The organism is Rothia aerolata, from assembly GCF_014635585.1.
GTDB lineage: Bacteria > Actinomycetota > Actinomycetes > Actinomycetales > Micrococcaceae > Rothia > Rothia aerolata.
In genome coordinates, this window is record NZ_BMDC01000001.1 from 169,098 (window position 1) to 195,256 (window position 26,159).

The 26,159-nt window shown below is 58.5% G+C and carries 27 protein-coding genes, 5 tRNA genes and 1 riboswitch; of the genes, 25 read left to right on the top strand and 7 right to left on the bottom strand.

Translation table 11 applies throughout. The features are described from left to right. Positions 1-61 precede the first annotated feature (61 nt). Positions 62-481, bottom strand: coding sequence for a peptide-methionine (R)-S-oxide reductase MsrB (gene msrB, locus IEV00_RS00670; RefSeq protein WP_188358428.1), 420 nt, complete (start codon positions 479-481; stop codon positions 62-64). A 312-nt stretch (positions 482-793) separates the two neighbouring features. Here msrB and IEV00_RS00675 point away from each other — a divergent pair, with 312 nt between their 5' ends. Next, positions 794-2,005: an alpha/beta hydrolase family protein gene (locus IEV00_RS00675; RefSeq protein ID WP_229722991.1), complete on the top strand. Its 1,212-nt coding sequence runs from the start codon at positions 794-796 to the stop codon at positions 2,003-2,005. An 18-nt stretch (positions 2,006-2,023) separates the two neighbouring features. Here the strand turns inward: IEV00_RS00675 and ybaK are convergent, their stop codons facing one another. Next, positions 2,024-2,521, bottom strand: a complete 498-nt coding sequence (gene ybaK / locus IEV00_RS00680; protein WP_188358430.1) for a Cys-tRNA(Pro) deacylase — start codon at positions 2,519-2,521, stop codon at positions 2,024-2,026. A gap of 304 nt (positions 2,522-2,825) precedes the next feature. Here ybaK and zapE point away from each other — a divergent pair, with 304 nt between their 5' ends. The 10 genes from zapE to IEV00_RS00730 all read left to right on the top strand — a co-directional run bounded on the left by zapE (position 2,826) and on the right by IEV00_RS00730 (position 8,927). Then, positions 2,826-3,884, top strand: a complete 1,059-nt coding sequence (gene zapE / locus IEV00_RS00685) for a cell division protein ZapE (RefSeq protein ID WP_188358431.1) — start codon at positions 2,826-2,828, stop codon at positions 3,882-3,884. Positions 3,885-4,077: 193 nt separating this feature from the next. Beyond that, positions 4,078-4,150: transfer RNA gene (locus tag IEV00_RS00690), tRNA-Gly, on the top strand. Between the two features lie 54 nt (positions 4,151-4,204). After that, positions 4,205-4,278, top strand: a tRNA-Cys gene (locus tag IEV00_RS00695). A gap of 18 nt (positions 4,279-4,296) precedes the next feature. Then, positions 4,297-4,368, top strand: a tRNA-Val gene (locus tag IEV00_RS00700). A 24-nt stretch (positions 4,369-4,392) separates the two neighbouring features. Continuing rightward, positions 4,393-4,468, top strand: a tRNA-Gly gene (locus tag IEV00_RS00705). 192 nt (positions 4,469-4,660) lie between these two features. Next, a tRNA-Val gene (locus IEV00_RS00710) sits at positions 4,661-4,732 on the top strand. A 77-nt stretch (positions 4,733-4,809) separates the two neighbouring features. Further along, the gene (locus IEV00_RS00715; protein ID WP_188358432.1) at positions 4,810-5,658 is read left to right on the top strand and encodes a PD-(D/E)XK nuclease family protein; all 849 of its coding nucleotides are present in this window, start codon (positions 4,810-4,812) and stop codon (positions 5,656-5,658) included. A gap of 51 nt (positions 5,659-5,709) precedes the next feature. Next, positions 5,710-6,318, top strand: a complete 609-nt coding sequence (gene def, locus IEV00_RS00720; protein WP_188358433.1) for a peptide deformylase — start codon at positions 5,710-5,712, stop codon at positions 6,316-6,318. 6 nt (positions 6,319-6,324) lie between these two features. Continuing rightward, positions 6,325-7,251, top strand: a complete 927-nt coding sequence (fmt, locus tag IEV00_RS00725) for a methionyl-tRNA formyltransferase (protein WP_188359393.1) — start codon at positions 6,325-6,327, stop codon at positions 7,249-7,251. Then, positions 7,248-8,927, top strand: a complete 1,680-nt coding sequence (locus IEV00_RS00730) for an RsmB/NOP family class I SAM-dependent RNA methyltransferase (protein WP_188358434.1) — start codon at positions 7,248-7,250, stop codon at positions 8,925-8,927. The genes fmt and IEV00_RS00730 overlap by 4 nt, the downstream gene beginning before the upstream one ends. 90 nt (positions 8,928-9,017) lie before the next feature. Here the strand turns inward: IEV00_RS00730 and IEV00_RS00735 are convergent, their stop codons facing one another. Continuing rightward, the gene (locus IEV00_RS00735) at positions 9,018-9,320 is read right to left on the bottom strand and encodes a hypothetical protein (RefSeq protein WP_188358435.1); all 303 of its coding nucleotides are present in this window, start codon (positions 9,318-9,320) and stop codon (positions 9,018-9,020) included. Between the two features lie 134 nt (positions 9,321-9,454). After that, positions 9,455-9,603: riboswitch (FMN riboswitch) on the top strand. Positions 9,604-9,686: 83 nt separating this feature from the next. Here IEV00_RS00735 and pnuC point away from each other — a divergent pair. From pnuC to IEV00_RS00765, 6 genes are all read left to right on the top strand, one after another. Further along, positions 9,687-10,406 carry a nicotinamide riboside transporter PnuC gene (pnuC, locus tag IEV00_RS00740; RefSeq protein ID WP_188358436.1) on the top strand — a complete coding sequence of 240 codons (720 nt, stop codon included), beginning with the start codon at positions 9,687-9,689 and terminating at the stop codon, positions 10,404-10,406. Next, on the top strand, positions 10,396-11,457 hold the full coding sequence (gene ribD, locus IEV00_RS00745) for a bifunctional diaminohydroxyphosphoribosylaminopyrimidine deaminase/5-amino-6-(5-phosphoribosylamino)uracil reductase RibD (protein WP_188358437.1): 1,062 nt from the start codon (positions 10,396-10,398) through the stop codon (positions 11,455-11,457). The genes pnuC and ribD overlap by 11 nt, the downstream gene beginning before the upstream one ends. Positions 11,458-11,478: 21 nt before the next feature. Further along, a complete protein-coding gene (gene ribB / locus IEV00_RS00750) occupies positions 11,479-12,789 on the top strand; it encodes a 3,4-dihydroxy-2-butanone-4-phosphate synthase (RefSeq protein ID WP_188358438.1) in 1,311 nt (436 codons plus the stop codon). Beyond that, the gene (locus tag IEV00_RS00755; protein WP_188358439.1) at positions 12,786-13,463 is read left to right on the top strand and encodes a GTP cyclohydrolase II; all 678 of its coding nucleotides are present in this window, start codon (positions 12,786-12,788) and stop codon (positions 13,461-13,463) included. Before ribB ends, IEV00_RS00755 begins: the two co-directional genes overlap by 4 nt. 18 nt (positions 13,464-13,481) lie before the next feature. Beyond that, on the top strand, positions 13,482-13,955 hold the full coding sequence (gene ribH / locus IEV00_RS00760) for a 6,7-dimethyl-8-ribityllumazine synthase (protein WP_188358440.1): 474 nt from the start codon (positions 13,482-13,484) through the stop codon (positions 13,953-13,955). 139 nt (positions 13,956-14,094) lie between these two features. Then, complete coding sequence (locus tag IEV00_RS00765) at positions 14,095-15,282, top strand: thermonuclease family protein (protein WP_229722992.1); 1,188 nt, start codon at positions 14,095-14,097, stop codon at positions 15,280-15,282. Between the two features lie 35 nt (positions 15,283-15,317). On the opposite strand, the gene IEV00_RS00770 is transcribed toward IEV00_RS00765, so the two are convergent. Beyond that, entirely contained in the window at positions 15,318-16,085 is a 768-nt protein-coding gene (locus IEV00_RS00770; protein ID WP_188358442.1) for a hypothetical protein, read from the bottom strand. Positions 16,086-16,286: 201 nt separating this feature from the next. On the opposite strand from IEV00_RS00770, the gene IEV00_RS00775 reads away from it, so the two are divergent. From IEV00_RS00775 to hisF, 3 genes are all read left to right on the top strand, one after another. Further along, positions 16,287-16,550 (top strand): phosphoribosyl-ATP diphosphatase, encoded by a 264-nt coding sequence (locus IEV00_RS00775; protein WP_188358443.1) that lies wholly within the window; start codon positions 16,287-16,289, stop codon positions 16,548-16,550. A 19-nt stretch (positions 16,551-16,569) separates the two neighbouring features. Then, complete coding sequence (gene hisG, locus IEV00_RS00780; protein WP_188358444.1) at positions 16,570-17,415, top strand: ATP phosphoribosyltransferase; 846 nt, start codon at positions 16,570-16,572, stop codon at positions 17,413-17,415. A 62-nt stretch (positions 17,416-17,477) separates the two neighbouring features. Then, positions 17,478-18,239, top strand: a complete 762-nt coding sequence (gene hisF, locus IEV00_RS00785) for an imidazole glycerol phosphate synthase subunit HisF (protein WP_188358445.1) — start codon at positions 17,478-17,480, stop codon at positions 18,237-18,239. Positions 18,240-18,492: 253 nt separating this feature from the next. Here the strand turns inward: hisF and IEV00_RS00790 are convergent, their stop codons facing one another. The 3 genes from IEV00_RS00790 to IEV00_RS00800 form a co-directional block, all read right to left on the bottom strand. Further along, the gene (locus IEV00_RS00790) at positions 18,493-19,698 is read right to left on the bottom strand and encodes a GmrSD restriction endonuclease domain-containing protein (protein WP_229722993.1); all 1,206 of its coding nucleotides are present in this window, start codon (positions 19,696-19,698) and stop codon (positions 18,493-18,495) included. 166 nt (positions 19,699-19,864) lie between these two features. After that, complete coding sequence (locus tag IEV00_RS00795) at positions 19,865-20,497, bottom strand: TIGR03085 family metal-binding protein (protein WP_188358446.1); 633 nt, start codon at positions 20,495-20,497, stop codon at positions 19,865-19,867. Between the two features lie 281 nt (positions 20,498-20,778). After that, entirely contained in the window at positions 20,779-22,101 is a 1,323-nt protein-coding gene (locus IEV00_RS00800) for a hypothetical protein (RefSeq protein ID WP_188358447.1), read from the bottom strand. A 70-nt stretch (positions 22,102-22,171) separates the two neighbouring features. On the opposite strand from IEV00_RS00800, the gene hisI reads away from it, so the two are divergent. The 5 genes from hisI to trpC all read left to right on the top strand — a co-directional run bounded on the left by hisI (position 22,172) and on the right by trpC (position 26,158). Further along, complete coding sequence (gene hisI, locus IEV00_RS00805; RefSeq protein ID WP_188359395.1) at positions 22,172-22,543, top strand: phosphoribosyl-AMP cyclohydrolase; 372 nt, start codon at positions 22,172-22,174, stop codon at positions 22,541-22,543. A 76-nt stretch (positions 22,544-22,619) separates the two neighbouring features. Next, positions 22,620-24,194 carry an anthranilate synthase component I gene (locus IEV00_RS00810; RefSeq protein WP_188358448.1) on the top strand — a complete coding sequence of 525 codons (1,575 nt, stop codon included), beginning with the start codon at positions 22,620-22,622 and terminating at the stop codon, positions 24,192-24,194. A gap of 43 nt (positions 24,195-24,237) precedes the next feature. Beyond that, positions 24,238-24,849 carry a Trp biosynthesis-associated membrane protein gene (locus IEV00_RS00815; protein WP_188358449.1) on the top strand — a complete coding sequence of 204 codons (612 nt, stop codon included), beginning with the start codon at positions 24,238-24,240 and terminating at the stop codon, positions 24,847-24,849. 161 nt (positions 24,850-25,010) lie between these two features. Beyond that, positions 25,011-25,262, top strand: coding sequence for an HGxxPAAW family protein (locus tag IEV00_RS00820; RefSeq protein ID WP_188358450.1), 252 nt, complete (start codon positions 25,011-25,013; stop codon positions 25,260-25,262). A gap of 71 nt (positions 25,263-25,333) precedes the next feature. Beyond that, a complete protein-coding gene (gene trpC / locus IEV00_RS00825; protein ID WP_188358451.1) occupies positions 25,334-26,158 on the top strand; it encodes an indole-3-glycerol phosphate synthase TrpC in 825 nt (274 codons plus the stop codon). The last annotated feature ends 1 nt before the right edge of the window (position 26,159 follow it).

A 26,159-nucleotide genomic window follows, 5' to 3' on the forward strand; every position in this document is an offset into this window, starting at 1 on the left:
CTACCGTCTTTGCATACAGCGATGGAGCGGTGAAAGACCGCTCCATCAATTTCAACCGTGTTTATTCTACCGGCTTTTCTTCCAGCCTGAGGGACACCGAGTTGATGCAGTAGCGCAAATCGGTGGGGGTATCGTAACCTTCACCCTCAAAGACGTGACCCAGGTGGGAGTCGCAGGCAGCGCAGCGCACCTCAACCCGCTTCATACCCATGCTGAAATCTTCGAGGTAGCGCACCCGGTCTTCAGCCAGCGGCTCAAAGAAAGAGGGCCAGCCGCAGTGGGATTCAAATTTTTCGGTGGAACGGAAAAGCTCGGTACCGCAGGCTCGACAGGAATAGACACCCTCGGTAGTGGTATCCCAGTATTCACCGGTAAAGGGGCGCTCCGTTCCCGCCTCGCGCAGCACCGCGTATTCGGTGGGGTTGAGAACTGATTTCCAGTCCTTTGCAATTTTTCCTACGCCGGGCAGTGAATCGCTCATGATTGCCTTTCGCTAGCTTGAGGTTTATTCAAAAAGCAAGGTACCCAGCCCGAGAGCGCCGGTCAACCTCCCTTAAACGCACGCTTCGCGATTCCACTCACTTTTATGTGCTCGCAGGCTCGCACCCGTGTCGCTTCATCCCGATGTCAGTTGACCAGGCGCTCTCGGGCTGACTTCTTGTAACCTTTCGAATAAACCTCCTTATCTGTGTTCCTTCATAACCATCATGGCAGCTCACATATTCCGCCCGGGGCACTCTTGCCTCTATGCTGGGTGGAAAGAGTTGAGCAGAGAGCGAAAGGAAAGAACAGGGTGAAGCGTGAAAAGTGGGGGCCCGGCCTCATCGGCGCAGCAGTCGGTGCCGGTGCAGCTACGGTGGGTCTGGTGGGGTCAGCCTCTGTCTCGGCCTACTTTGCCCGGAAAGTGGTGGTTCCGCCCAAGAAGCCGATAGAGAACCTCAAAGTGCTGTCGGTGGACTTCTCCAGCCCTGACATTACTGAGGGACAGGTGCCCACGGCAATCCGCCTGGACGCCACACGCGCAACCCTGGCCCCGGGCACCTACGGGTTTTACTTTGACGGCGGTGCCTCCTTTGCCCTGCTCGGCGAGGTGCTTGCCTACTCGCCGCGCGAGGAATCCGTAACCCGCGCCGTCCTGAAAGTCATCAAGGGGAACCTGGCGGAGGCAACCCGTGGGCGCCTCTCGGGTGTTGTCTCACCGACTCCCGAGCTGGCCGGCTATGACTCCGAAGACGTTTCCCTGGAACTGCCGGTGGGCCAGGCGCCCGCCTGGCTAATCCGAGCCGACGACAAAGCAGATAGCCCCTACCGCAAAACCTGGGCCATCATGGTGCACGGAATGGGCGCCACCCGGGCAGAGACCCTGCGGGCGCTTGAAACCACCCAGGCCCTGGGCATGACCTCGCTCCATATCTCCTATAGAACCGACCGCGAGGCCCCGGCGGCCGGCGACAACCGCTACGGGCTGGGCTTTACCGAGTGGGAAGATGTTGATACCGCCATCGAATTTGCCCTGGCTCGCGGAGCCGAGGACGTAGTGCTTTTTGGCTGGTCGATGGGCGGAGCGATTGCCCTTCAGGCCATGGACCGCGCCCGTCACCGCGCAGCTATTCGGGCCCTGGTGCTTGATGGCCCCGCCGTCGACTGGCTAGAACTCATCCAATACCACTCGGAGATTAACAAGCTGCCCCTGCGGCTGGGCGAGCTGGGTATCTCGATGATTTCTAAGGCCGCCCTGAAAGTCTTTACCGGCCTCGAGAAGCCCATTGACCTGGCCCGACTCTCCTGGAACCGCCGCCCCGAAGATATCAGCGTACCCGTGCTGATTATCCACTCGCTGGCCGATACCTTTGTGCCCGCTTCCAGCAGCAAGAAGCTGGCCAAGCAGTCTCCGCTGGTGGATTTTGTGCCCTTCGCGCAGGCAACCCACACCCGCGAGTGGAACGTTGATCCGCAGCTGTGGACGAAGACCGTTCAGGACTGGCTGCTGGCGCTCGCCCGCTAGGCGGTAGATGAGTAGGTGCTAGGACGCCGCGATGTCGGCGTAGCTGCCGCCGGTCAGCTTCAGGAGGTCGGCGGGGGAGAGCTCCACATCAAGGCCCCGCTTCCCTCCGGAGACCAGCACGGTCTCAAAGAGCTGGGCAGATTCATCGAGCAGGGTGGGGTGGGCCGTCTTCTGGCCCAGGGGAGAGATACCGCCCACCACGTAGCCGGTGCGCTTTTCAGCAACCGCCGGATCCGCCATTGAGGCGCTCTTCCAGCCCAGGGCAGCAGCTGCCGCCTTGAGGTTGAGCTTTCCCGCCACCGGCACCACGCAGATAGCGAAATCCTTGTCGTGGTTGACCATCAGGGTTTTGAAAACCTGCTCGGGGTTCCGGCCCAGCGATGCCGCCGCCTCGGCACCAAAGTTGGTGGCGCCGTCCTCGTGCACATACTCCAGCGCCTCAAAAGCAACCCCCGCCTCGGTCAGAGCCTTTACCGCTGCGGTTGATCCGTGTGCCTGCTTTTTCTTCTTCGCCACTTCTAGCGCCTCACATCTCTCGCGGTTTCCTTGTTGCACCCCAGTTTACGCCGGTGGCTCTGGGTGCAAGTCATAAATATGCCTCGAGCGCCCTGCTGAACTAGACTAAACGTGATAAACAAAACAGGTGGATACACAGTGGCTTATTCAACAGGTGGGACTCCCAGCCTGAGGGCGCCAGGCAACCTCCCTTAAACGCCAGCCCCGGTGCCAGTTGCCTGGGCGCCCTCAGGCTGTTCTCTGTGATCTTTGAATAAGCCTCACAGGGGTATCTGCCTGCGCAGTAGATACGAAAGTTGTTGCATTGGTCAATATCGAGCACCTGACCGACCGTCGTCCGCAGGTATCACCCGAGGAGCTGCTTGAGGGTTTCCGCCCCTCCGAGCGCTTCGGTGAAGTTTCCTTCGATACCTACATTCCCGACCCCAACCAGCCCTCCCAGGCGCAGGCGGTAGAGGAACTGAAAAAATTTGGCGCCCGGGTGGGCTCAAACTCCGGGGGCGGTGGAGGATTTTTCTCCAAGCTCTTCGGCGGGGGCAAGCCTGCTGGCGGCGGACTGAACGGAATCTATCTTGACGGCGGTTTCGGCGTGGGTAAGACCCACCTGCTGGCCTCCCTATGGCACATGGTTGAAGGCCCCAAGGCCTTCGGCACCTTTGTGGAGTACACCAATCTGGTGGGCGCCCTGACCTTCCGCAAAACCGTGGAGGCGCTGAGCCAGTACAAGCTGGTCTGCATCGACGAGTTTGAGCTGGACGATCCCGGCGATACCGTGCTGATGTCCCGGCTCATGCGCGAGCTTTCAGACGCCGGCGTCAAAATTGCCGCAACCTCGAATACCCTGCCCGGCGCCCTGGGCGAGGGCCGGTTCGCCGCAGCTGACTTCAAGCGCGAAATTCAGGTGCTGGCTGACCAGTTTGAGGTGATCCGGGTGGACGGCGAGGACTACCGTCACCGTGGTTTGCCCGAGGCCCCGCAGCCCGTTGCCGCCGGAAGCGAAGAGGCAACCGTGCAAGATAAGTTCCCCGCCTCAGCCACCATTGCTGTGGATAGCTTTGCCGATTTGGTGGAGCACCTATCTGTGGTGCACCCCTCGCGCTACCGGCAGCTCATTGCCGGCCTCGATGGAATCTGCTGGAAAGACGTGCAGCCCATCACCCAGCAGGCGGTTGCCCTGCGCTTTGTGGTGCTGGCAGACCGTCTCTATGACAAGGACCTACCGATTATTTCCTCGGGTGTTCCCTTTGACCGGGTCTTCACCGAAGAGATGATGGCCGGTGGCTATCAGAAAAAGTACTTCCGAGCTGTTTCCCGCCTCACCGCCCTGGCGCGAGAGGGAATGCTGGGCGAGCAAAACCAGTAAGTCTGTGACTCAGCCCATAGAAATAAATTTTGAGTCTGGGCCGGGTTTTGGAGTGGGTCTACCCGCTTTTTCCCTGTAAATCCGGGGTTTTAGACCGCCCCGTGTCTCGATTTGGCACGGGGCAAAAATATGTGTAAAGTATTTACCTGTCAGCCCGACGGGGTGAAAAACTCCGAAGGAAACAAGCTGATATGCGGTTGTAGCTCAGTTGGTAGAGCACCACCTTGCCAAGGTGGATGTCGCGAGTTCAAGTCTCGTCAACCGCTCGCATGTTGTTTGAATATTCTCAAGCACACGCCCTAACCTTCACGCAAGGTCACGGTGAGGTGGTCGAGTGGTTAGGCAACGGTCTGCAAAACCGTGTACGCGGGTTCGATTCCCGTCCTCACCTCCATACAATTTCATATTGTAGGCGCGATTAGCGCAGCGGTAGCGCGTTTCCCTGACACGGAAGAGGTCACTGGTTCGATCCCAGTATCGCGCACTTACCTCTAAGAGGTAATTGCACGCGGTTGTAGCTCAGTTGGTAGAGCACCACCTTGCCAAGGTGGATGTCGCGAGTTCAAGTCTCGTCAACCGCTCCAATAGAAAGGCTCCCGGCTTTGGCCGGGAGCCTTTTTTAACCACAAAGTTGCAGTTTTGGTTCTTATTCAGCGGTTTTAAGAACCAAAACTGCAACTTTTGGGTTATGGGGTGGCTCTGTGGAATTTGCCCTGCCCCAGACCCTCGATTTGACCTTGTGCCAGAGCGGGAGTAAAGTCTTATCCTGTGTTTGAGCGCGATTAGCGCAGTGGTAGCGCGCTTCGTTCACACCGAAGAGGTCACTGGTTCGAACCCAGTATCGCGCACGATATTAATGCTCATGCAGCGTTAGCCCCTACCGATTGGTGGGGGCTTTTCTGTAGTTCATGTGAGGGTGTAAAGGGTGACTTCACCGCGTTTAGCAACGAGTACTGCCCACGGCCGCATGTATGCCCGTGTTGAAGGTGGGGAACTTGAGGTTCCCTCGATTACCACCGTAATTGGCCAGCAGGCCACCGACTTAGGCGGCTGGCACGGCTACATGGCGGCGAAGGCGGCCCTCGAAGACCAGCGGGCCTACCGCGCGTCGTCCTCATCGGGGCTAAAGTACGCGATTATTCGGGACGCCGCCGCGGCCAGCGAGCGCTACCGGGACGCCGCTGCCGCCCGGGGAGACCGGGTGCATAACTACGCTGAGAACGTGGCGCTGCGGGCGATGGGCCAGCCCCATCAGGTTGAAGAGATGCGGGAGCTGTTGCTTAGCCACGGTGAGCAGGCCTATGCAGACCGTTTTGATGAGTGGTGGGAGCTGTGGAAGCCTAAGCCCCTGGCTACCGAGGTGACCATCTGGAACTCTACGGTGGGCTATGCGGGCACCCTCGATTTGGTAGCTGAGATTGCCGGGCATACCTGCGTGATCGACTATAAGACCAAGGGCACTGACCGCAACGGCCGGGTGAAGCCGCTGGATGAAAAAGTGGTGATGCAGCTGGTTGCCGGTGTGAAGGCTGAGGAGTGCCTGGTTGATCCGGTGGCGGGTGACTGGGAGCCCTGGCAGCACTCGAACGCGCCGATTCTTATGGGGATTGCTTTAGGGGAGACCCAGGTGGTTCCCCAGCAGGCTAATCCCGCGGTGCTAGAGAAGAACTGGTATAAGTTCTGTGCCCTCAAGCGGGTCTGGGACTATAACCGGGCGCTCGGCGAAGAAACGGAGGATTCGCTGATGCCCGTGGTGCCTCCGCCGGTGCAATAAATTCTCTAGACTAGAAGCAGAAAATAACCCGTAGAGGAAAGAAAATTTTTTATGACCATTCTGACGGTTCGTACCGTGGGGGACCCGGTGTTGCGCACGGTCTGCGATGACATCACTGTTTTTGATGCTGACCTAAAAAAACTGATTGCCGACATGCTGGAGACCATGTACGAGGTCAACGGCGTGGGCCTAGCGGGGCCGCAGGTGGGTATTTCCAAGCGGATTTTTACCTTTGGCAACATCGATGACCGTGAAGGTTATGTGATTAATCCCGTGCTTGAGGTGGGCGAAGAAGACCAAGAAGGCGGTGAGGGCTGCCTCTCAGTTCCCGGTCTTTCCTCCGATACTCCCCGTAAGAACTGGGCGCGGGTCACGGGTGTAGATGCCGATAATAAGCCCGTCAGCTTTGAGGGCGAGGGTCTTTTTGCCCGCATGCTTCAGCACGAGACCGACCACCTTTACGGCAAGATGTTCATCGACCGGGTGGTGGGCGAGGACAAGAAGCGCATCATGCGCGCTATCCGGGCCGCCAACTACGATCAGATTTCTTCGGCAACCCGTTCCGAGCGAGCTTCGGCGGTTTCCTCTGCTTTCGGCGCGGGTGCTTCTTTTGGCGCCGTGGGTGCTCACAAGCCCGGTTCAGCCTTTGGAGGTAAATAAGTGACTCTGAAGGTTCTTTTTGCCGGTACCCCCGAGATTGCTGTTGCCCCGCTCAACGGCCTGCTAGAAGCCGGCTATGACGTGGTGGGTGTGCTGACCCGCGAAGACGCACCGGTGGGCCGCAAACGCAAGCTCACGGCGTCCCCGGTGGCAGCGCGTGCCGAAGAGCTAGGGCTACCCGTGGTTAAGGCGAATAGATGGTCGGACGACGCCGCGGCAGCTGTTTCTGCCCTCGGCGCCGATATTGCCGCTGTGGTTGCCTACGGGGCAATTTTGCCCCAGTCAGCGCTGGATCTTCTACCCCAGGGCTGGATTAACCTGCACTTTTCCTCCCTGCCGCACTGGCGCGGTGCGGCGCCGGTACAGCGGGCGCTGATGGCGGGGGAGACCGAGATTTTCTCCAATACCTTCCGCATTGAAGCTGGGCTTGACTCCGGCCCGGTGTTCTTAGAGGAATCCACCGCCGTTGAGGCAGACGATACCGCCGGTACCGTGTTGGATCGGCTGGCATCAACCGGTGGCGCTTTGCTGGCGCAGACCTTTGCCAACATTGAGGCGGGGGAGACCGGCACCGAGCAGAGCGGGGAGCCCACCCACGCTGCCAAGATGACCTTAGCTGATGGTCGCATTGATTTTTCTGACACCGTTGAGCATATTCTGGCGCAGGTTCGCGGGGTCACACCCGAGCCCGGTGCCTGGTGCGAATTCAAGGATGCCCGTTTTAAGCTGGGCATGGTTCGGGCCTCAGAGGTAGCGCCCGAGGGCACACCGGGTAGCGTTCGGCTCCTTGCCAAGAAAGTTGTGGTGACCTGCTCAAACGGCTGCCTGGAACTCACCCAGGTGCAGCCTGCCGGTAAGAAAATGATGAACGCCGCTGACTGGGCACGCGGTGCCGGAGTAAACGCAGAGGCAGATAGGCTGGTGCTGGTATGAGCGGAGAGAACTTTGGCGGTCGCGGTGGCCGCGGCTCAAACAAACGGGCGACTAACCGGGCTGGCCAGGGTCGTTCCGGAGCCAACAAGTCGGATCGTACCCGGGCGGGTGCAGCGGGTCAGGGTGGCGGTTCCCGCCGCAATGCCAAGGGGCACGAGCGCAACCGCCGTTCCCTCGACCAGCGCCAAAAGTCCGCGCTGGCGCCGGGGCAGCGCCGTCGTACCGCTGACCCCGCCCGTCTCACGGCTTTTGAGGTCATCAACGCGGTGAGCTTCGACGACGCCTACGCGAACCTGGTGCTTCCCAAGGCGATTCGCAGCCACCGGCTAGACCACCGCGATGCAGCTTTTGCCACCGAGCTTACCTACGGCACCCTGCGGAACCAGGGCACCTACGATGCGATTCTTTCCCACTGCGTTGACCGTCCGCTGGAGAAAACCGGCACCCAGATTTTGACAGCCCTGCGCATGGGCACCCACCAGCTGCTGGGTATGCGGGTGCCCGCCCACGCAGCGCTGAATTCCACCGTGGCACTGGCGCGAGCTGAGATTGGTTCGGGCCCCTCCTCCTTCATTAACGCGGTGCTGCGCCGGGTGTCTGAGCGCTCTGCTGAAGAGTGGAATGATCTCATTACAGCCGAGGCCAAGGACGATCACCAGCGCCTGGCCCTGACCAAGTCCCACCCCACCTGGGTGGTGCGCGCCTTCCGCCAGGCCCTGGCGGCCCACGGCCGCTCGGCCTCTGAGATTGAGGCCCTGCTCGATGCCGATAACGCCGCGCCGGTGGTCAACCTGGTGGAGCTACCCGGCCTGGGCTCCCTTGACGAGGCACTGGCCCAGGGTGCTGAAAAGGGCGAGCTGGTTGAGGGTTCTGCCTACTATTCTTCCGGTGATTTGGGCCGCCTTGAATCGGTGCGCTCGGGCTCTGTGAGAGCGCAGGACGTCGGCTCCCAGCTGGTGGCCCGCGCCCTCGCTTCTGCGCCCCTGGACGGTTCTGATTTAGCCTGGCTTGATCTCTGCGCTGGACCCGGCGGTAAGGCGGCGCTCTTGGGTGCTCTGGCTGCTGAACGCGGTGCCAGCCTGCTGGCCAACGAGTCAGTCAAGCACCGGGCCAAGCTAGTGGAGTCTTCCCTTAAGCCCCTGCCCGCTGACTCCTACAAGGTGGTGACCGGCGACGGTCGGCAGATTGCCAAGACTGTTTCCAAGGCGGCCCTGCTACCCGCCGGTATGTCTGAGGGCCAGCTCTTCGACCGGGTGATGGTAGACGTGCCGTGCTCGGGGCTGGGAGCCCTGCGGCGTCGTCCTGAGGCCCGCTGGCGCAAGAGCCCCCGCGACATCGCCGAGCTACTACCCCTGCAGAAGCAGCTCTTTGACGCAGCTGCCTCGGTGACCCGTTCGGGCGGTCTGATCGCCTACGTCACCTGCTCACCCCACATGGCGGAGACCCAGAACATCGTGCATGACATTCTGGCTGGCGGCGAGGTGGAGCTTCTCGACTCCGGCGAGGCCCTGCGGGCGGTGGCCTTGAAGAATGAGGACGGCGCTTCGCGGCTGAGTGGCGAGCGCGAGGTAGCTTTCGCCCCCGATGAGAAGAAGCCCCAGCAGACCACCGCGCAGCTGTGGCCGCACGTGCACGCGACCGACGCTATGTTCTTTGCGCTTTTCCGCAAGAAGTAGCCCCCATACACCGCGAGGGGTCACATATCATTCATTTTCAGGCTAAAAACAGCCTATTTTTGAACGATATATGACCCCTCGCGGTGGGCCTTAAGCTTCGCGCGCCCGAGCGAAAGCGCGTTCGGCGGCAGACACGTTGCCCAAAGCCTCGTGGATGGTGCCCAGCATCTGATAGTAGTCGGCAGACTGTTCAGAACTCTGGCCAGCCAAAACCGGTTTGGCCAGGGTGAGAACGTTCAGGGCCTGCTTGGTCTGATTCTCCTCAAGCAATTTGCTGGATCCCTTGATAGCGCGGGCTACAGCCCGTTCGGGGGAGCGCTTGACGGCGTGGGTGACCGCGCCGTGCTCCTGCTTAAAGGTGGTGTCTCGCTTCGGAAGATTCTGCTCGCTCACAATGGCCTTTCAACGGTTACTTTTCAGCCTTAATCCTAGCAAGTAGAGGGTGGGCCAACCGTATAAGTATGACCTCCTGTGGCCGGGGCACTGTCCGTAGATAAGGAACCTGTGATATAACGAGAGGGCAATAATTCGTGCTCCGGGAAACGGTGAAATTCCGAACCTGCGGTAAAAGCCCGCTAATTGACGGCTTTTCTTCTGCACAACCAGAGGCAAAGCCCGATACCTGCAAGGTGGAATTCCTTGGCAGACAGTACAGTCTGGATGGTAGGTGCACGAGCAAAATGATTCTTTCCGCCCGAGACCGGGCGGTTTCAAGCTACCCATTTTGTTCTTCCCGGAGCCTCCGCGAAAGGGAAAACAATGGAATTTCTGCGGTGGCTCTTCGACGCTCAGTGGCATTTTGGCGATCAGTCGGTGCTTGTGCGCGAAGTCCTCGGTAATCTTTTTGGCCTGGCATCTGCGCTGGGCGGTATGCGACGCAAGGTATGGGCATGGCCGGTGGGCATTGCCGGTAATCTGCTGCTCTTTACTGTTTTTATGGGTACGCTCTTTGGCGGGCAGGTGCACGCGGCAAATATGCTGGGGCAGGCGGGCCGCCAGATTATGTTCATCGTGGTCTCGATCTGGGGCTGGTACCGCTGGAAGACCTCTAAGAATTCGGACGGCGCTGCGGTGGTTCCCGAGTGGGCCAGCTGGAAAGAGCGCCTTTTCATGGTGGCTTTCATGCTGATCGGCACCGGGGTGCTCACCCCCGTTTTCCGGGCTCTGGGCTCCTACGAACCCGTTTGGTCTGACGCCTGGATTTTCACCGGTTCCCTGCTGGCAACCATCGGCATGGCCAAGGGCTGGGTTGAGTTCTGGCTGGTCTGGGTGGCCGTTGACGTGGTGGGCACGCCCCTGCTCTGGTCTGCCGGCTACTACGCCACCGCTTTCATGTATATCTTCTACGGCGCCTTTACCCTGGCCGGTTTCTTCGTCTGGTGGCGCACCCGCAACCAGGAGGCCGCCCGGGTGAAGGTGCAGACCCAGCACCTTGACCCCTCGGTCGATGTGGTGGAAGCTCCCGGCAATGCCCGCTAAGACTCTCGAGATACCCGGCGGAAAACTGAGCGGTGAGCAGCTGATGCAGCTTGCCCTAGACGCTTCGCTTCAGGGAATTCGAGGCGCTAACCCTCTGGTGGGGGCGGTGCTGGCGAACAGCCGAGGCGAGGTTCTGCACGTGGGCTGGCACCGGGGTGCCGGTAGCCCCCACGCCGAGGCCGATGCCCTGGCTCAGGCCCGGGCATCGGGCACCGACCTGCGGGGCACCCACATGTATGTGAGCCTGGAACCCTGCAACCACACCGCCCGCACCGGTCCCTGTTCCCGGGCGGTGGCTGATGCCGGAGTCTCCTATCTGCACTTTGCAATTGGTGATGAGACCGAGGACGCCGCCGGAGGTGCGGCCTACCTGCGCAGCAGGGGAGTCACCGTGGAGTCTGGCCTGCTCAAAGACCGGGCAGAGAAGATTAACCGGCGCTGGTTTGCCGCAGCCGAAGCTAAGCGGCCCTGGGTCACCGCTAAAATCGCCTCAACCCTAGACGGCTTCATTGCCGCAGAAGACGGCAGTAGCCAGTGGATTACTGGTACCCAGGCACGGGCAGACGGCCACGAGCTGCGGCAGCGGGCAGATGCCATTCTGGTGGGTACCCAAACGGCAGTCACCGATAACCCGCGTCTGAGCGCTCGCGATTCTGCCGGGCGAGAAAGCGGCAACCAACCTCTGCGAGTCATTATGGGGGAACGCGACCTGCCGGAAGATCTAGCGGTCTTCCGCGACTCCAAGGTGCTACAGGTGCGCAGTCGCCGCCCGCGCGTCGTCCTGAATGAACTCTACTCCCGCGGGGTGCGCCACCTGATGGTCGAGGGCGGGCCCACGGTGGTCTCCGCCTTTCTGCGCGAGAACCTGGTGGACGAGCTTCTCTGGTACCAGGCGCCTAAGGTGCTGGGTGCAGGACGCCGTGGCGTGGGTGATCTCGGAATCTCGACTCTCAGCGAGGCGGGGCAGTGGGAGATTGATCAGCTGGGTATGCAGCCGGGTTTGATTCAGCTGGGCGAGGATCTTCGCCTGCACCTCGCCCCTCGAAACTAAACGAACCACAGAAAGAAGACCATGTTTACAGGAATTGTCGGTGCAGTGGGCACCGTAGAAAAAATCGAGCCCGTGATGAGTATTTCGGGCGATGAAGAAGCGGCTATCATTACCGTCGATGCCGGAGAAATCATCGACGATTTGGGGCAGGGAGGCTCTCTGGCGGTCAACGGCGTGTGCCTCACCGCAACCCGCACCGAGGGGTTAGCACCGGGGCGCTTCATCGCCGACGTCATGGGCGAAACCCTACAACGAACCAACCTGGGCGCGCTGAAAGTGGGTGCACAGGTGAACCTCGAACGCTGCATGCCAGCCGGTGGCCGTTTTGACGGCCACGTGGTGCAGGGGCACGTTGACGGGCTGGGCACGGTCGCCAAGGTCATCAACCATGAATCCTGGCGAACTCTGAGAATCAGCATTCCCCGCGAGCTCTCCGCCCACCTGGTAGAGAAGGGATCGATTACCGTCTCGGGCGCCTCGCTGACCGTCACCGCCGTCTCAGCCCCCGACGAAAGCCCGGCCTGGTTTGAAATCGGTCTGATACCGGTGACCCTGGCTGCCACCACCCTGGGGGGCTTGACCGTGGGCGACACCGTGAATCTCGAAACCGATGCGCTCGCCAAGTACATCCAGCGGATTTTGGAGGTCTCGCCCTATGTGCCCGCCTATGGGGGTAGGGCACTGCACACCTTTAATACCGCTGAACAGCAGGGTGGCCGCCACGGTCTTGATTCTGTTGAAAGTGCGGTAGAGGCAATTCGGCAGGGCCGCGCCGTAGTGGCCGTTGACGATGAAGACCGCGAGAACGAGGGCGATATTATTTTTGCCGCCGAGCACGCGACCGAGGAACTTTTGGGCTTTACCGTGCGCTTTACCTCGGGTGTGCTGTGCGCTCCCATGCCCAACGCTCGGGCAGACGAGCTGAACCTGCCTCCCATGCTTGAGAACAACCAGGATCCCAAGGGAACCGCCTACACGGTCTCCTGCGATGCTATGGCGGTGGAAAGCACCGGAATTTCCGCTCTCGACCGCGCAACCACCTTCAAGACCCTGGCAGCGGCTGAGTCCGGCCCCGAATCGCTGACCCGGCCGGGTCACGTTTTCCCACTGCGGGCGGTGGACGGCGGCGTGGCGGAGCGACCCGGCCACACCGAAGCTGCGGTGCAGCTGTGCCAGCTGGCAGGACTTTCGGGAGTCGCCGGAATCGCTGAACTGGTGCACGATAACGGTTCCATGATGCGCTTTGACTCTTTGCGCACCTTTGCAACGGAACATAACCTGCCCATGATTGCCATAGCTGACCTGGTTGAGTATCTGAAGGTTAACAAATGACTGGAAGTCAGTGGAGGGTGGATCCACAGAACCTGCGGCCTGAGCCTAATCCACAGCTGCTCGATTTCTCGGAAGCCGTGCTGGTACCCACGCCCCAGGGAGTGTTCTCCATGCAGGCCTGGGCCTTTGCTGACGGAAGCGAACATATTTCGGTGCAGGCCATGACCGCCGAGGGTCAGCCCGTGCCGCACGAGCTAGCTGGAATACCGGCGGTGCGCGTTCACTCGGAGTGTGCCACCGGCGATATTTTTGGTTCCTTTCGCTGCGACTGCGGCCCCCAGTTAAAACAGGGGCTAGAGATTATTCAGCGTATTGGCGGTTATATGATCTACACCAAGAATCATGAGGGCCGCGGCATTGGGCTGGTCAATAAGCTGCGCGCCTACGCGCTCCAAGATCAGGGGCTGGATACTCTTGAGGCCAACCTCCGGCTGGGGCTGGGAGCCGACGAGCGCGACTACCGGCAGACCGCCGTCATTCTACACCGGCTGGGGCTGACCAAGATTCGGCTGATAACCAACAACCCCGCCAAAGAAATGTCGCTGGGGGAGCTGGGCATTGAAATTGCCGGTCTGGTGCCAGACCGCATTGAGCCCCGCGCGGAGAACGCGCGCTACCTTGAAACTAAACGAGACAGAATGAATCACCTTCTGCCTTTTTCTGAGGCAGAGTAGAACCCTAAGGAGAAAATCATGAGCGGTGCAGGAGCTGCTACAACAAACCTTGACCCTTCAACCATGAAGAACCTGAAGCTGGCTATCGTGGCGGCGTCTTGGCATACCCGGGTGATGGACGGCCTGGTTGCCGGTGCCCAGCGGGCTGCCGAGCAGGCGGGAATTGAGGACGTCGCTCTGGTGAGGGTGCCGGGTACCTTTGAGCTGCCGGTGGCGGCGGCTCGACTGGTTGAAAGCTACGATGCGGTGGTTGCCCTGGGCGTGGTGATTAGGGGAGGTACCCCGCACTTTGACTACGTGTGTGAGGCTGCCACCAGCGGCTTGACCAGGGTTGCTGTGGATTCTAAGACCCCGGTGGGCTTTGGCGTGCTGACCTGCGATAACGAGCAGCAGGCGCTGGACCGAGCTGGCCTGGCAGACTCATCTGAGGACAAGGGTTTTGAGGCTACCGCCGCAGCCCTGGAAACCGCGGTGGTTCTCAAGCAACTCTAGTCCCAGAGGCTTCTGAGAAAAGCCCCCTATGTTCCGCCTTAAATAAGGCGGAACAAGGGGGCTCTTTAACTTATCTAAAAAATCTATATGCTTGTTAGGTCTATAAAGACACGAGGGTTAAAACCAAGAAAGACAACACATGCACAAGAATCTTTCGGGTGCTATCGGAATAGCACTCTTATCGTCGCTTATCTTGACAGCTTGCGGCGGAGAAGACACAGCTACAGTCACACGCGTTATTGATGGCGACACGATTGAAGTGAACTATCGTGGCAACGACGCCACTGTGCGCTTGCTCAATATAGATACGTCTGAAACAAAACACCCCAACAAACAGGTGGAGTGTATGGGGCCTGAAGCTACCGAATTTCTCACAGAACTTCTGCCGGAGGGCAGCAAGGTTACCCTGGAATTTGATGAAGAAAAAACCGATAAGTACGACCGCCTGCTGGCGGGAGTTTTCACTGAGGATTCCACCTTTGTCAACGAAGAGATAGCGCGTAACGGCTTTGGTAACGCTATTAAAATCGCTCCTAATGAAAAGTTTTACCCCCAGATTTTAGCTGCGCAGGAAGAAGCAACCCGCAATCAAGTAGGTCTCTTCGACCCGGAGGTTTCTTGCTCTCTGCAGGCCCAGATGAAGCAGGCTAACGAGCAGTTGGAAAAAGCGACCTCTCCGGAAGAGACAGTAGCGGCATACGAGGCAGCTCAGGAACTCCTCAGCGAAATTGAGAATCTTTCGTCTTCAGCGGATTCTGACTATGTTGAAAACCTCATCGACTCGGCTACATTCGTCATGTTAAAAGAGCGCCTGGAAGATCGAGTCGCGGTCAAGAAGGGCAAATACAGGGCGGCAAAGAGCGAGCTAGCAGACCGAGAAGCAGAGGCTAAGCGGCAGGCAGAAGAGAAAAAGAAAGCCGAGGAGAAAAAGAAGGCTGAGGAGAGCAAGGCGAAAAAGGAAGAAGAGAAGAAGAAAGCTGACGCTTCTCAGCCAGCCGCTGCTGATAAGGGCCAAAATACTCCGGCTGAAGCGGGCGGCAACTCAGCGGCTCAGGATCAAGCAGCGCAAGCAGAAGCTGACCGAATCGCCGCGGAAGAGGCTGCTCGGCAACAGGGGCAGTCCCAGCAGAATATCCCTGCACCGCCTCCTGCCCCCGCGGCTCCGCCAGCACCTGCTCCGCAACCTGAGCCGGTACGCGCTCCGAACCCGGCGCCGGAACCTACCCAGGCTCCTGCCCCTGATTCGGGCCAGGGACAGAACCCTTACCCCGGCTACACCGGGCCCCGCTGTTATGCTCCCGGCGGTAAGACCTGGACTCCGTGTTAAACATGTACCTTGGGGCCTTCGACCAGGAAGCTATATCAGTCAGAAGAGCCGGTCCAGTTATCGCTGGTTCCTGCGTTTCTACTTTGGACTTTGTCACCGACCATGTCGTTGTCGTAAAGGTAGCCGAAGAATTCGATGGTGCGCTTGTTAGTGGTCACCGTCCAGTAGAAAATCTGGGCGGGAGCATAGTTACCGGGGTCACCTGTAACCGGCACAACATCGCTTAGAGTTGCATTAAAGCCACCTGCCCGAGTCACAAGATTGGTGATTTCAGCGGTCTTACACCCTGTTGCATCAGTACTGTAACGGGCAATATTGGTGGTGTTGGCAAAGCTCAAAGACCACATGGTCTTCCGAATGGTTCCCTGATCGGTGGGAATCGAAATGGGGCTGGGCTGATTAATCTGATAAGGTGCCCACCCGGCCCCTAGACCTGAGAAATCGTAGCTCACCTGCTCTGCATCGGGGTAGTAGAAGCCCTGGTCGTAGCCGGCTCGCATTTGATCAAGTTTGAGAAACTCCACGTACCAGCTAAATTCGACGCGCTGAATTATTTCGTCCCTGTCAAGACCAACAATGGTAAGTTGCGAGCTATTGAGGGCCAGGGAAGCTTCGGTCACGTCATCGGTTTTGTCAACAACGTCATTACCGTAGCGGAAATCAGATTCTCTAACAGCAGAGGTATAACGGATACAGCTGTTTGACGCTGCGTAGACGGGTACCGTTGATGTGGCCACCAGAACCGGTGCCGCCCAGGCGGCTCCTTTGGCTAAAGTCCTACGTGAAATATGGCGTTTAGACACAGGGGAATCTCTCTAAAACGTTTTATCTAGCGGGGGACTTTAGTATTAAAACTTAAAAGAACCTGGGTAAACGGTGAGGGAAGCTGTGAGAGTCGTGACTGGGTGGTGTTCGCGGTCTACCCGCTGAGAATAACGCCCACATGATGGAAATCTTCGGTCACAGTTAGTTTCCTTGAGCGTCGTCACGCTAGGGTAGTGACTGTGAAAACATTCGATTCTCTTTTTGCTGAACTCGCTGAAAAGGCCGAAACCCGCCCCGAGGGTTCCGGCACCGTTGCCGAGCTTGACTCCGGCGTTCATGGCATTGGTAAGAAAATCGTTGAAGAGGCTGCTGAAGTGTGGATGGCTGCTGAATTTCAGTCAGATGCTGAGTTTGCTGAAGAAGCCTCTCAGCTGATTTACCATCTGCAGGTCATGATGATCGCCAAGGGACTGACTCCCGAAGATATCTACAAGTACCTCTAAGTTTTCAAAGGAAAAATCTATGCTGCGTGTGGCAGTTCCGAACAAGGGGTCGCTCTCAGAAGCGGCAACCCAGATGCTTAAAGAATCAGGCTACCTTCAGCGCCGTGATTCCCGTGAGCTCCGTATTCTCGATGAAGAAAACGAGGTGGAGTTCTTCTACCTGCGCCCACGCGATATTGCGGTCTATGTGGGTAAGGGAACCCTGGACGCCGGCATCACCGGTCGCGACCTTCTGGTGGATTCTGAAGCCCCCGCCGTCGAAGAGCTGGGTCTGGACTTTGCCCGCTCCACCTTCCGGTTTGCAGGCCCCGCCGGCGAATTTACCTCGGTCGAGGAGCTTGAAGGCAAGCGCATTGCAACCTCTTATTCCCACCTGGTGCGTAATTATCTGGCAGAGAAGGGAATTAGTGCCGAGGTTGTTCGACTCGACGGCGCTATCGAGTCCTCCATCCGGCTGGGCGTGGCAGACGCTATCGCCGATGTCGTCGAGACAGGCAACACCATGCGCGCGGCCGGTCTTGAACCCTTCGGCGAGCCGCTGATGAGCTCGGAGGCCCTGCTCATTAAACGTGATGGAGTCGCCGAAACCGAGAAACTCGACCGTCTACGCCGTCGTCTTCAGGGTATTCTCATTGCCCGCCAGTACGTGCTGGTTGACTATGACATCGCCGAGGAGCTGCTGCCCAAGGCTACCGAGGTGACCCCCGGGCTCGAGGCGCCCACCGTCTCGCCGCTGGGACGCGAAGGCTGGGTAGCGGTGCGCTCGATGGTGCAGCGCAAGAACGTCAATAAGGTGATGGACGACCTCTATGAGGTAGGCGCACGCGCGGTGCTGGTTTCGCCGATTCAGGCGGCCCGCCTCTAAATTCTGTTGGTTTTTCGCCCGCGGCCGGTTTTCGGTCGCGGGCTTCTTTGAAAGGATGTCCCGTGGGTGTAGCTGTTCGTGTGATTCCCTGTTTGGACGTGGACGCCGGCCGCGTGGTCAAGGGCGTCAATTTTGAGGGTCTGCGCGACGCCGGTGACCCGGTGGAGTTAGGCAAGCGCTATAACGCTGAAGGCGCTGACGAGCTGACTTTCCTGGACGTCACCGCTTCTTCCTCTGACCGAGAGACCACCTTCGACGTGGTGGCCCAGACCGCCGAGACGGTCTTTATTCCGCTGACCGTGGGCGGGGGCGTGCGCACCGTGGACGACGTCGATCGGCTACTGCGCACCGGCGCGGATAAGGCGTCAATCAACACCGCCGCGATTTCCCGGCCCGAGATTATCAACGAAATTACCGAGCGGTTTGGGTCCCAGGTGCTGGTGCTCTCGGTGGACGCCAAGCGGTCTTCTGAGACCCCCTCGGGTTATGAGGTCACCACCCACGGCGGCCGCAAGTCGACCGGTATTGATGCTTTGGAATGGGTGGCTGAAGCTGAACGTCGCGGAGTGGGAGAGATTCTGCTGAACTCTATTGATGCTGACGGTACCAAGGCGGGTTTTGACCTCGAGATGATCCGGGCAGTGCGGGCAGTGACCAGGGTTCCTCTGATTGCCTCTGGCGGTGCCGGTGCTCCCGAGCACTTCCCGCCGGCGATTGAGGCAGGCGCCGATGCCGTGCTGGCGGCCTCCATCTTCCACTTCGGCGAAGTGACCATCGGTGAGGTGAAGCAGGCTCTGCGCGAAGCGGGCTATGAGGTGCGGTAGGTAGTAGCCCCTTCTACTCGGTAACGCGGCAGCTATAGTTCACTTTGGTTGATTCTGTGCAAACTTATCTGCACAGAATCAACCAAAGTGAACTATTTTGCTGGAGTCACAACTTTCTGCCAACTGGGGCAGGGCGCTGACCAGCAACTGGCCCCGGGTATGGCCCTTTGACCGTGTTGAGGGCCAGTTGGCGGTCAATTACCGTCACCGGATGGGGCGTGCCCGATTTGCCATCGGGATTGCCCCCTAGTGATTAGTTTTCACAAGCTACGCCGTCACCATCGCGGTCTAGCTTGGGCTGGTAGCCAGGTTGACCTGCGTATACAGGGGCTGCACCAGCTGCCCGGGCGGCATCGCAGTTGGGGAAAGGTCCAGCCGGAGTAGCTGGCGCTGCGGGAGCCGCAGGCGCCGCCGGTGCTTGCTGAACGGGGGCCTGCTCTACCGGGGCAGGAGCTTCATATACCGGTGTTTGAGTCGGCTCGGCAGGTTCAACCGGCTCGGGCTCGCTAGTAAAATCCTCAGCGCCACAGTTCTCCAAAATGCTAATCATAGCGTCTTTTTCAGCGGGCTTGACCCACAGATGGTACTTTGCCTTCACGTCAATCTGCTTAGCTACGTAGGTACAGCGGTAGCTGGAGTTGGGCGGAAGCCAGGTGGCGGCGTCCCCATCCGACTTCTGCTGGTTGGTGGGTCCGTCTACCGCCAGCAGGTTGAGGGGGTCATTAGCGAAGGCTTCGCGCTCGTCAACGCTGAGGTTCTGTGCTCCGGTCTGCCAGGCATCGGAGAGAGCTACGACGTGGTCAATTTGGACGGCGCTGGATGTGCTATTACCCCGTTGAAAGTCAATCACACTGGCGGTGTAATTGTCGTGGAGAGTGCCTGTCATAACAACACAACCGTTAGTGCCAGCTTTGACAGTGATTGTTACCAGGTCACGACGGAGAATGTCATTGCGGGTATCGCAACCATTGCGGTCTACGTCTGCCCAGGCTGGGCCAAAGAGAGCTCGGTCGTATCCAGTCTTGGGTGCCCGGCCCTTGACTTCAAGGGTGTTGAGGGTATCCATGGCTGACTGTGCGTCGGAACCATCGGCGGTTCCTAAAGCAGGAATCTCAGCTGCGTTTGTCTCTTCATCGAGGGCAACAGCCGTGGGTTCTGCCTGCTCTGAGGTGGGTTCAGGAGTTGGTTCTTCTGAAGGGCTCTCAGAGGTTACTGCCGGACTTGGGGTAACCGGACTTTCAGATGATCGCTCGAGAGAAGGCGCTGCTGTCGAGCTTGAGGTAGAACTTGCTGTGGTTGATTCTTCATCGGTATCGATGAGTGCTCCGCAACCTGCAAGCAGGGCGAAAATACCCAGGCCGGTGAGTGCTTTAGTGCGGAGCGATGTTTTCTTTTTGCTCTGCCTTGGCGGGGTTGCTGGAGGATAGACGGCAGAGCGTTTCTTTCTGATGGGGGACAAGACTTTTCCTCAGGGGGATCAGGAGTTTACTTGATGTATGAAGTAGTATATCCGACACCTGTTGAGGAATTTCGTTATTCGATGGTGTTGAAATAATAGTTCACTGTGGTTGATTCTGTGCAGATAAGTTTGCACAGAACCAACCAAAGTGGCCTATGGGCCGGGGCTAGCTGACCTTCATCTGAGCCGCCTCTTCTCTGCCGAAGAGATAGAGCAGCAGTTCGCCCGGTTCGCCTGAGAGAACGGTGGCAACGTGACCGGCGGGCGGGGCAACCACAGTCACCGCAACAGGGGAGTAGCCGGGTGCCTCCAGAATCAGACCATTCTTAAAGCTCCTGCCAAACATTATGCGGGCACGTTTGATTAGGTCTGCCCAGATTTTCTCCTGCACCTCGCGACGCTCAACCCGAGGCTTCCGCGCGGAATCCGCCCGAACGACGTCCTCACAATGAACAAAATACTCAATGGTGTTCATGGCGGCATCGGCGGCAGGCTTGCGCGAGCGCATCTTTAGGTGCCCGGGGAGAGAAGCGAACTGCGCCAAAGCAGCGTCATACTCTGACCGGTTTGCCAGCTTCTCGGCCAGCTCATCAGTGAGTCTGTCAGTGCGGGCACCCAACGGGCCGCCCACCACCCCGGCCGCGTAAGAAACAGAGGATTCTCGCAAGAGCAGGTGGGCCAGCATGTGGCGGGCTTCCCAGCCTTCGCAGAGGGTGGGCGCGCTTGGGTCAGATTCGCGTAAGACCCGCACCATCTCGGCACGTTCGTAGGCTATGAGTTCTGCTGAGGTGAGAGACAAAATAAACTCCTGATACAAGTAGCCCCTGCACTGGGCAGGGGCTAGGTAAAGTCTGTGCTATGCGGTTTTAGCCTGGTAGTGTGAGGTCGCTTGTTCTTCGCTTCTTTGCGCAGGAGTCTTGTACTGCACAATCTTCGAACCCGACCAAAGCTGATGTGTATTGCGAGAAGGCTTTACTGTTTTAGAACTAGTCTTCTTCTTCAGGGCAGAGTAGCTCGGGATACGCATGGAGGCTACCTCCTTACCTTTCTTCTGGTAGATATTCTACATCTTCTGGTGAGCTAGAGGGCTTTCCCCCTATTAAAAATCATGCCGTGGACGTATAAAGCATATGCAGAGACAAGGAACGCTGCGATATAGCAGATGATCCATCCAATTACCCAAAAATGAGTAAGCTGGGTCGCTAAGTTGAGTGCGCTGAGATAGAGGATCAAAGCCTGAAAGATGAGCAACGTTCTAATAGGGGCAAGCACTCGTCCGACAAAGGGATGTTCAGCATTGCGGGCCAACCACGAAAGCATCAAGGCCGGGGTAACGAGCAGAAGCGTCACCGAAGACCGAAGCATGGGTGCTTCCAGACCTCCCGGCTGAAACTGAACTATCGCTGCGAAGATAAAGCCTAGAGCGAAGAGAACCGACAGCCACAGGCTCCACTTTCTTATGCCTTGAAAACTTGGTTCAAGTTTCAAAGTTAAGATTTTGAGGGGAGATTCTTTCAGCTCCTGCGAAGAAATGTACCCATGAAAACGGTGAGAATTGGGGGTACTAAACGGTTCTGATACAGCGGGTTGTTCTGGCAGGCTCACCCGTACCTGTGAGATAACCAGGTCGGTTGGAACAGTAATATCAACGTGATAGCTTGCCTCTGACCACCAGGTTCCAGCCCCATACTGGTACTTGAAGGGAAGTAACAGGGCGGGAAAAGTAGAAGCCTGTTGAGCTGGGCCTGCTGAACTTGAAATCTTGTACTTCATTACAACGCGCTGACCAACAACTGATGCGGGTGCCAGGGCAAATAGAACAAACTGGTCCATAAGATTATTCAAGAAATTCAATAATGCATGGGCTTTATGAGCAACAACCGACGAAGATTCAGCCACCTTGATAAGTTCTTGAACTATATCTAGAGCCTCAAAATCTGAGACTGAACCGCTAAGAATACTGTCAATATCTTCATCTAAAGAGAAAGCATCTGGAATAATCTCCAGCACCGCGTGTTTGACCATGATAATCGTTAAGAGGCGATTTTCATTGCTCGTAAGAGTTGGAAGAGATTTCCCCTCTAAGGTGATGTCTAGCTGGTCAATAACACCCTTAAGAAGCAAAGCAAGGGGCACCGGTATCTGGTCTTTCTCCCTGCGGTGAGCCAAATTCCAGGAATCTTCAGAGCACTTGGGTGTTGCACCTGACCCAAGAATTTTTTCGATTGGTTGCCAGGCGGGAAGGTCGGGAACAGTTAAATCAAGCGAGACTGACTGCGAGTTAATAACTTCTCCCGCTTCAAAGGTGAGGGAGTCTACCACCCTGTGCACCCACGTCTTGTCGTAGATAATTGCTGAGGCAAAACGGGCAGCCATAAAATCCATTGGCGACTTAGCATTCACGTGGTTCTCCCCAATTGGTTTACAGTAGATGTAATTGTTCAAAGTATATAAATCAAGCCAGGTGTAAGGAATACCCGTGCAGCTCGACCCCGCCATTGCAGCCAAGCTCAAGCGAGACCCCAACGGGCTGGTTGCCGCCATTATTCAGCAGTATGACTCCAAAGAGGTGCTGATGCTGGGCTGGATGAACGACGAAGCCCTGCGCCGCACCCTCACCGAGGGGCGGGTCACCTTCTGGTCGCGCTCGCGTCAGGAGTTTTGGCGTAAGGGGGATACCTCGGGCCATTTTCAGTACGTCAAGCAGGTAGAAATCGACTGTGACGGCGACGCTCTGCTGGTGCAGGTTGATCAGGTAGGGGCCGCCTGCCACACCGGCACCAGAACCTGCTTTGAGGCTGGGGGTAGCCTGGACGCCGTCGTCGCAGAGAGTCCCGCCGCCTAAGCCGGCGGCGCTGCGGCTGAGCCGCGCAAACCAACAAGTTAACCAAGAACCACGTATCTGCCGAGAGGAAGACCCCATGCAGAACCTTGGAACCGTTGAGCCGAGCCTGAGCGAATTCCGCGAGCTTGCCAAGAACCACCGGGTGATTCCGGTGCGCGCAAAGATCCTTGCCGATGCGCTGACCCCGATTGGAATCTACCGCACGCTGACCATGCAGGACGGCGACCCGCAGCCGGGCACCTTTCTGATGGAATCCGCTGCCGAGGGCGGTAGGTGGTCGCGCTATTCCTTCATCGGCGCTCATTCCAAGGCAACCCTGACCACCAAAGACGGTGAGATTTTTTGGCAGGGCATGACTCCCTCGGGTGCGCCGACCGAGGGGGATCCGGTGGAGGCTATCAAAACCACCCTGGCCATGCTCCACACCGAGAAGTTGGAGGGCTTACCGCCGCTGACCAGCGGCCTGGTGGGCTTCATGGGCTGGGACGTGGTGCGCCACTGGGAGAAGCTGCCCCACCGACCCGCTGACGATGTCAACCTGCCCGAGTTCGTCCTGAATCTGGTCTCCGACATGGCGATTCACGATAACACCGACGGTACCGTGACCCTGGTGGCCAACGCCGTCAATTTCAACGGCACCGATGAGAATGTGGACGCCGCCTATGAGGACGCCGTGGACCGTCTCAACCAGATGCTGGCCAAGCTGGCCAACCCCCAGCCGCAGACCACGGTTGCAACTTTGACCGGTACTGAGAAGGTCCAGGGTAGAATCAGCACCGAAGTGGAGCATACCTGGGCGGAGCAGGGTTTCCTTGATGCCATCGATAAGTCCAAAAAGAACATTATTGATGGGGACGTTTTTCAGATTGTCGTCTCCCGCCGCTTCGAGGTGGAAAACAAGGCCAAGGCCCTGGATGTCTATCGCATTCTGCGCCAGTCCAATCCCTCGCCCTACATGTACCTCTATAACTTTGAAACCCCAGAGGGTGAGCCCTTCCAGATTGTCGGTTCCTCGCCCGAAGCACTGGTGACGCTCAAGGACGGCGAGGCGACCACCCACCCCATTGCTGGCACCCGCCCGCGCGGTGCCAGCCGCGAAGAAGAGCAGCGCCTGGCAGAAGAACTGCTGGCTGATGAGAAGGAACGGTCCGAGCACCTCATGCTCATCGATCTGGCCCGCAACGATATTTCGCGCATTGCAGTGCCCGGTACCGTCAACGTCACCCAGTTCATGGAAATTGAGCGTTTCAGCCACGTGATGCACATTTCCTCTACCGTCACCGCCCAGTTGCGAGAGGGCATGACAGCCTACGATGTGCTACGCGTTGCCTTTCCCGCGGGCACACTCTCAGGTGCCCCCAAGCCTCGTGCGCTACAGTTGCTCGATGAGTACGAGCCGGTAGCTCGCGGGGTCTACGGTGGCGTGTGCGGCTACTTCGACTTTGCCGGAAACATGGACATGGCGATCGCTATCCGCACCGCCCTGCTCAAGGGCGGCAAAGCCTACGTTCAGGCTGGCGCGGGTATTGTGATGGATTCCGTGCCCGCCCTGGAGGCAGAGGAGACCGTCAACAAGTCGGCCGCCCCTCTCCGCGCCGTCCTCACAGCATCGGGTCTTGAACCGCTGGAGACCGAATTCCGGCATGACTAGCCCAAGCACCACACACCTCAACAGACAAGGGAGTTGGTTAAGCGTGGAGCAATCCAACGCCAGCTTAGAAAACCATGAATCACCCCAGCCCAAGAAACAGGGCTGGGCAGCCCCGGGACGGGTAATGCTGCTGATGGTCGCCACCGCAGCCATTGCCTTTGGCACCACCCTGCCCACCTGGATTACCGCGCAGGTTCACACCTCCCTCTCGCAGGCCAACGTTGCGGTTGCGGGGTCGGACGCCGCTCCGGCAGTGAGTTCGCTGGCCTTGGTGGCCCTGGCGGGCGGGTTAGCGATTCGGATTGTGGGGCCCAAGGCTCGCCTGATCGTTGCCGCGGTAGTGGCCCTGGCTGCGGTGGGCATGGGCTTTTCGGTTCTTCAGGTGCTGGGAAACCCCGATGAAGCGTCGATGACCGAGGTGGGTAAGGCCACCGGCATGGTGGGCTCAGCCGCCGACTATACCTTCAGTTCCTGGCCCTGGATTGCCCTGGTCTGCGCCCTGCTGATTCTGCTGGCAGCGCTCTGGGCGGCGGTGGCCAGCCGAAAGTGGCCCCAGCGCCGCAAATACGAGCGGGGTCGCACCGCTGCGGGGCAGGAGATGGATGAAATCGACACCTGGGATTCGCTGACCGACGGCGTTGACCCCACCCGATAAGTACTGTTCGAGCTGGTGGGCCTGATGAAAACAGCGAGAAATCGTCAACGTTAAATCGAGCAACATAGGCGAATATTTGTGGTGGCGCTGGCCCTATGGCTTAGACTTGTAGAGAACATTTCCCGTGCAGCATCACGGGCACACACATTCAAGGAGTAAAAATGGCTGAGAAGCAGGTTGTACTTGACTCTCCCTTGCCCTACCCCAACCACGGCAACACCGTTGCCGCGTGGGCACTTGTTATTATCACCTGCGTTGGCGCCGTGATCGCTGCTGTAGGTTTTGATACCTTCCACTGGCCCATCGTTATTACGGGCGCAGCCATTATGGTACTCGGTATCGTTGCCGGTCTGGTTCTCAAGGGCATGGGCTTTGGCCAGGGTGGTGCAAAGACCAAGTACAAGCATCACTAAGTTTTCACGGTGACATAAGAGCGCCCCGCACCGCAGCGGGGCGCTTTTGTGTAAGAAAAAGAGGTAAGGGTATGGCAACTGTACTAGACGAAATCATTGAGGGCGTTCGCGAGGATATGCTCCAGCGCATGGAGCAGACCCCGCTGGACGAGATGAAAAAGCGCGCCCGGCAGCAGAAACCGGCTCTGGACGCTCTAGCGGCTCTATGCGGAGCCAGCCCCGAGACAGTGGAAATTATTTCTGAGGTGAAGCGTTCCTCGCCCTCTAAGGGAGAACTCGCCGATATTCCCAGCCCGGCCGACCTGGCGGCGTCCTATGAAGCGGGCGGGGCGGCTGTTATTTCTGTGCTGACCGAGCAGCGCCGTTTCAAGGGTTCGCTGGCAGATTTGGCAGCGGTGCGCGAGCGCGTGAACATTCCGGTGCTGCGCAAGGATTTCACGGTAGACGAGTATCAAATTTGGGAGGCTCGCGCTTTCGGCGCCGACCTTGTGCTGCTAATCGTTGCCGCCCTGGACGACGAGACCCTCAAGCGTTTTCTCGACCTGACCCACCAGCTGGGCATGAACGCTCTGGTGGAGACCCACACCGTTGAAGAGATTGAGCGGGCAAAGGCGGTCGGAGCCAAGATTGTGGGCGTGAACGTTCGTAACCTCAAGACCTTAGAAGTCAATAACGGTCACTTTGGCGAGCTGGCTGCCCACCTGCCGGCCGATGCTGTGACGGTGGCTGAGTCGGGTGTGGCTGGTGCGCAGGACGTCGCTGCTTACGCGGCTGCCGGAGCGCAGGCTGTGCTGGTGGGTGAGGCGCTGGTGAAATCGGGTGAGCCGACCCGGTCGGTACGGGATTTCCGTGAAGCGGGCGCGGCTGCTCGCGCTGAGTTTTTGAATCGCAACTAAA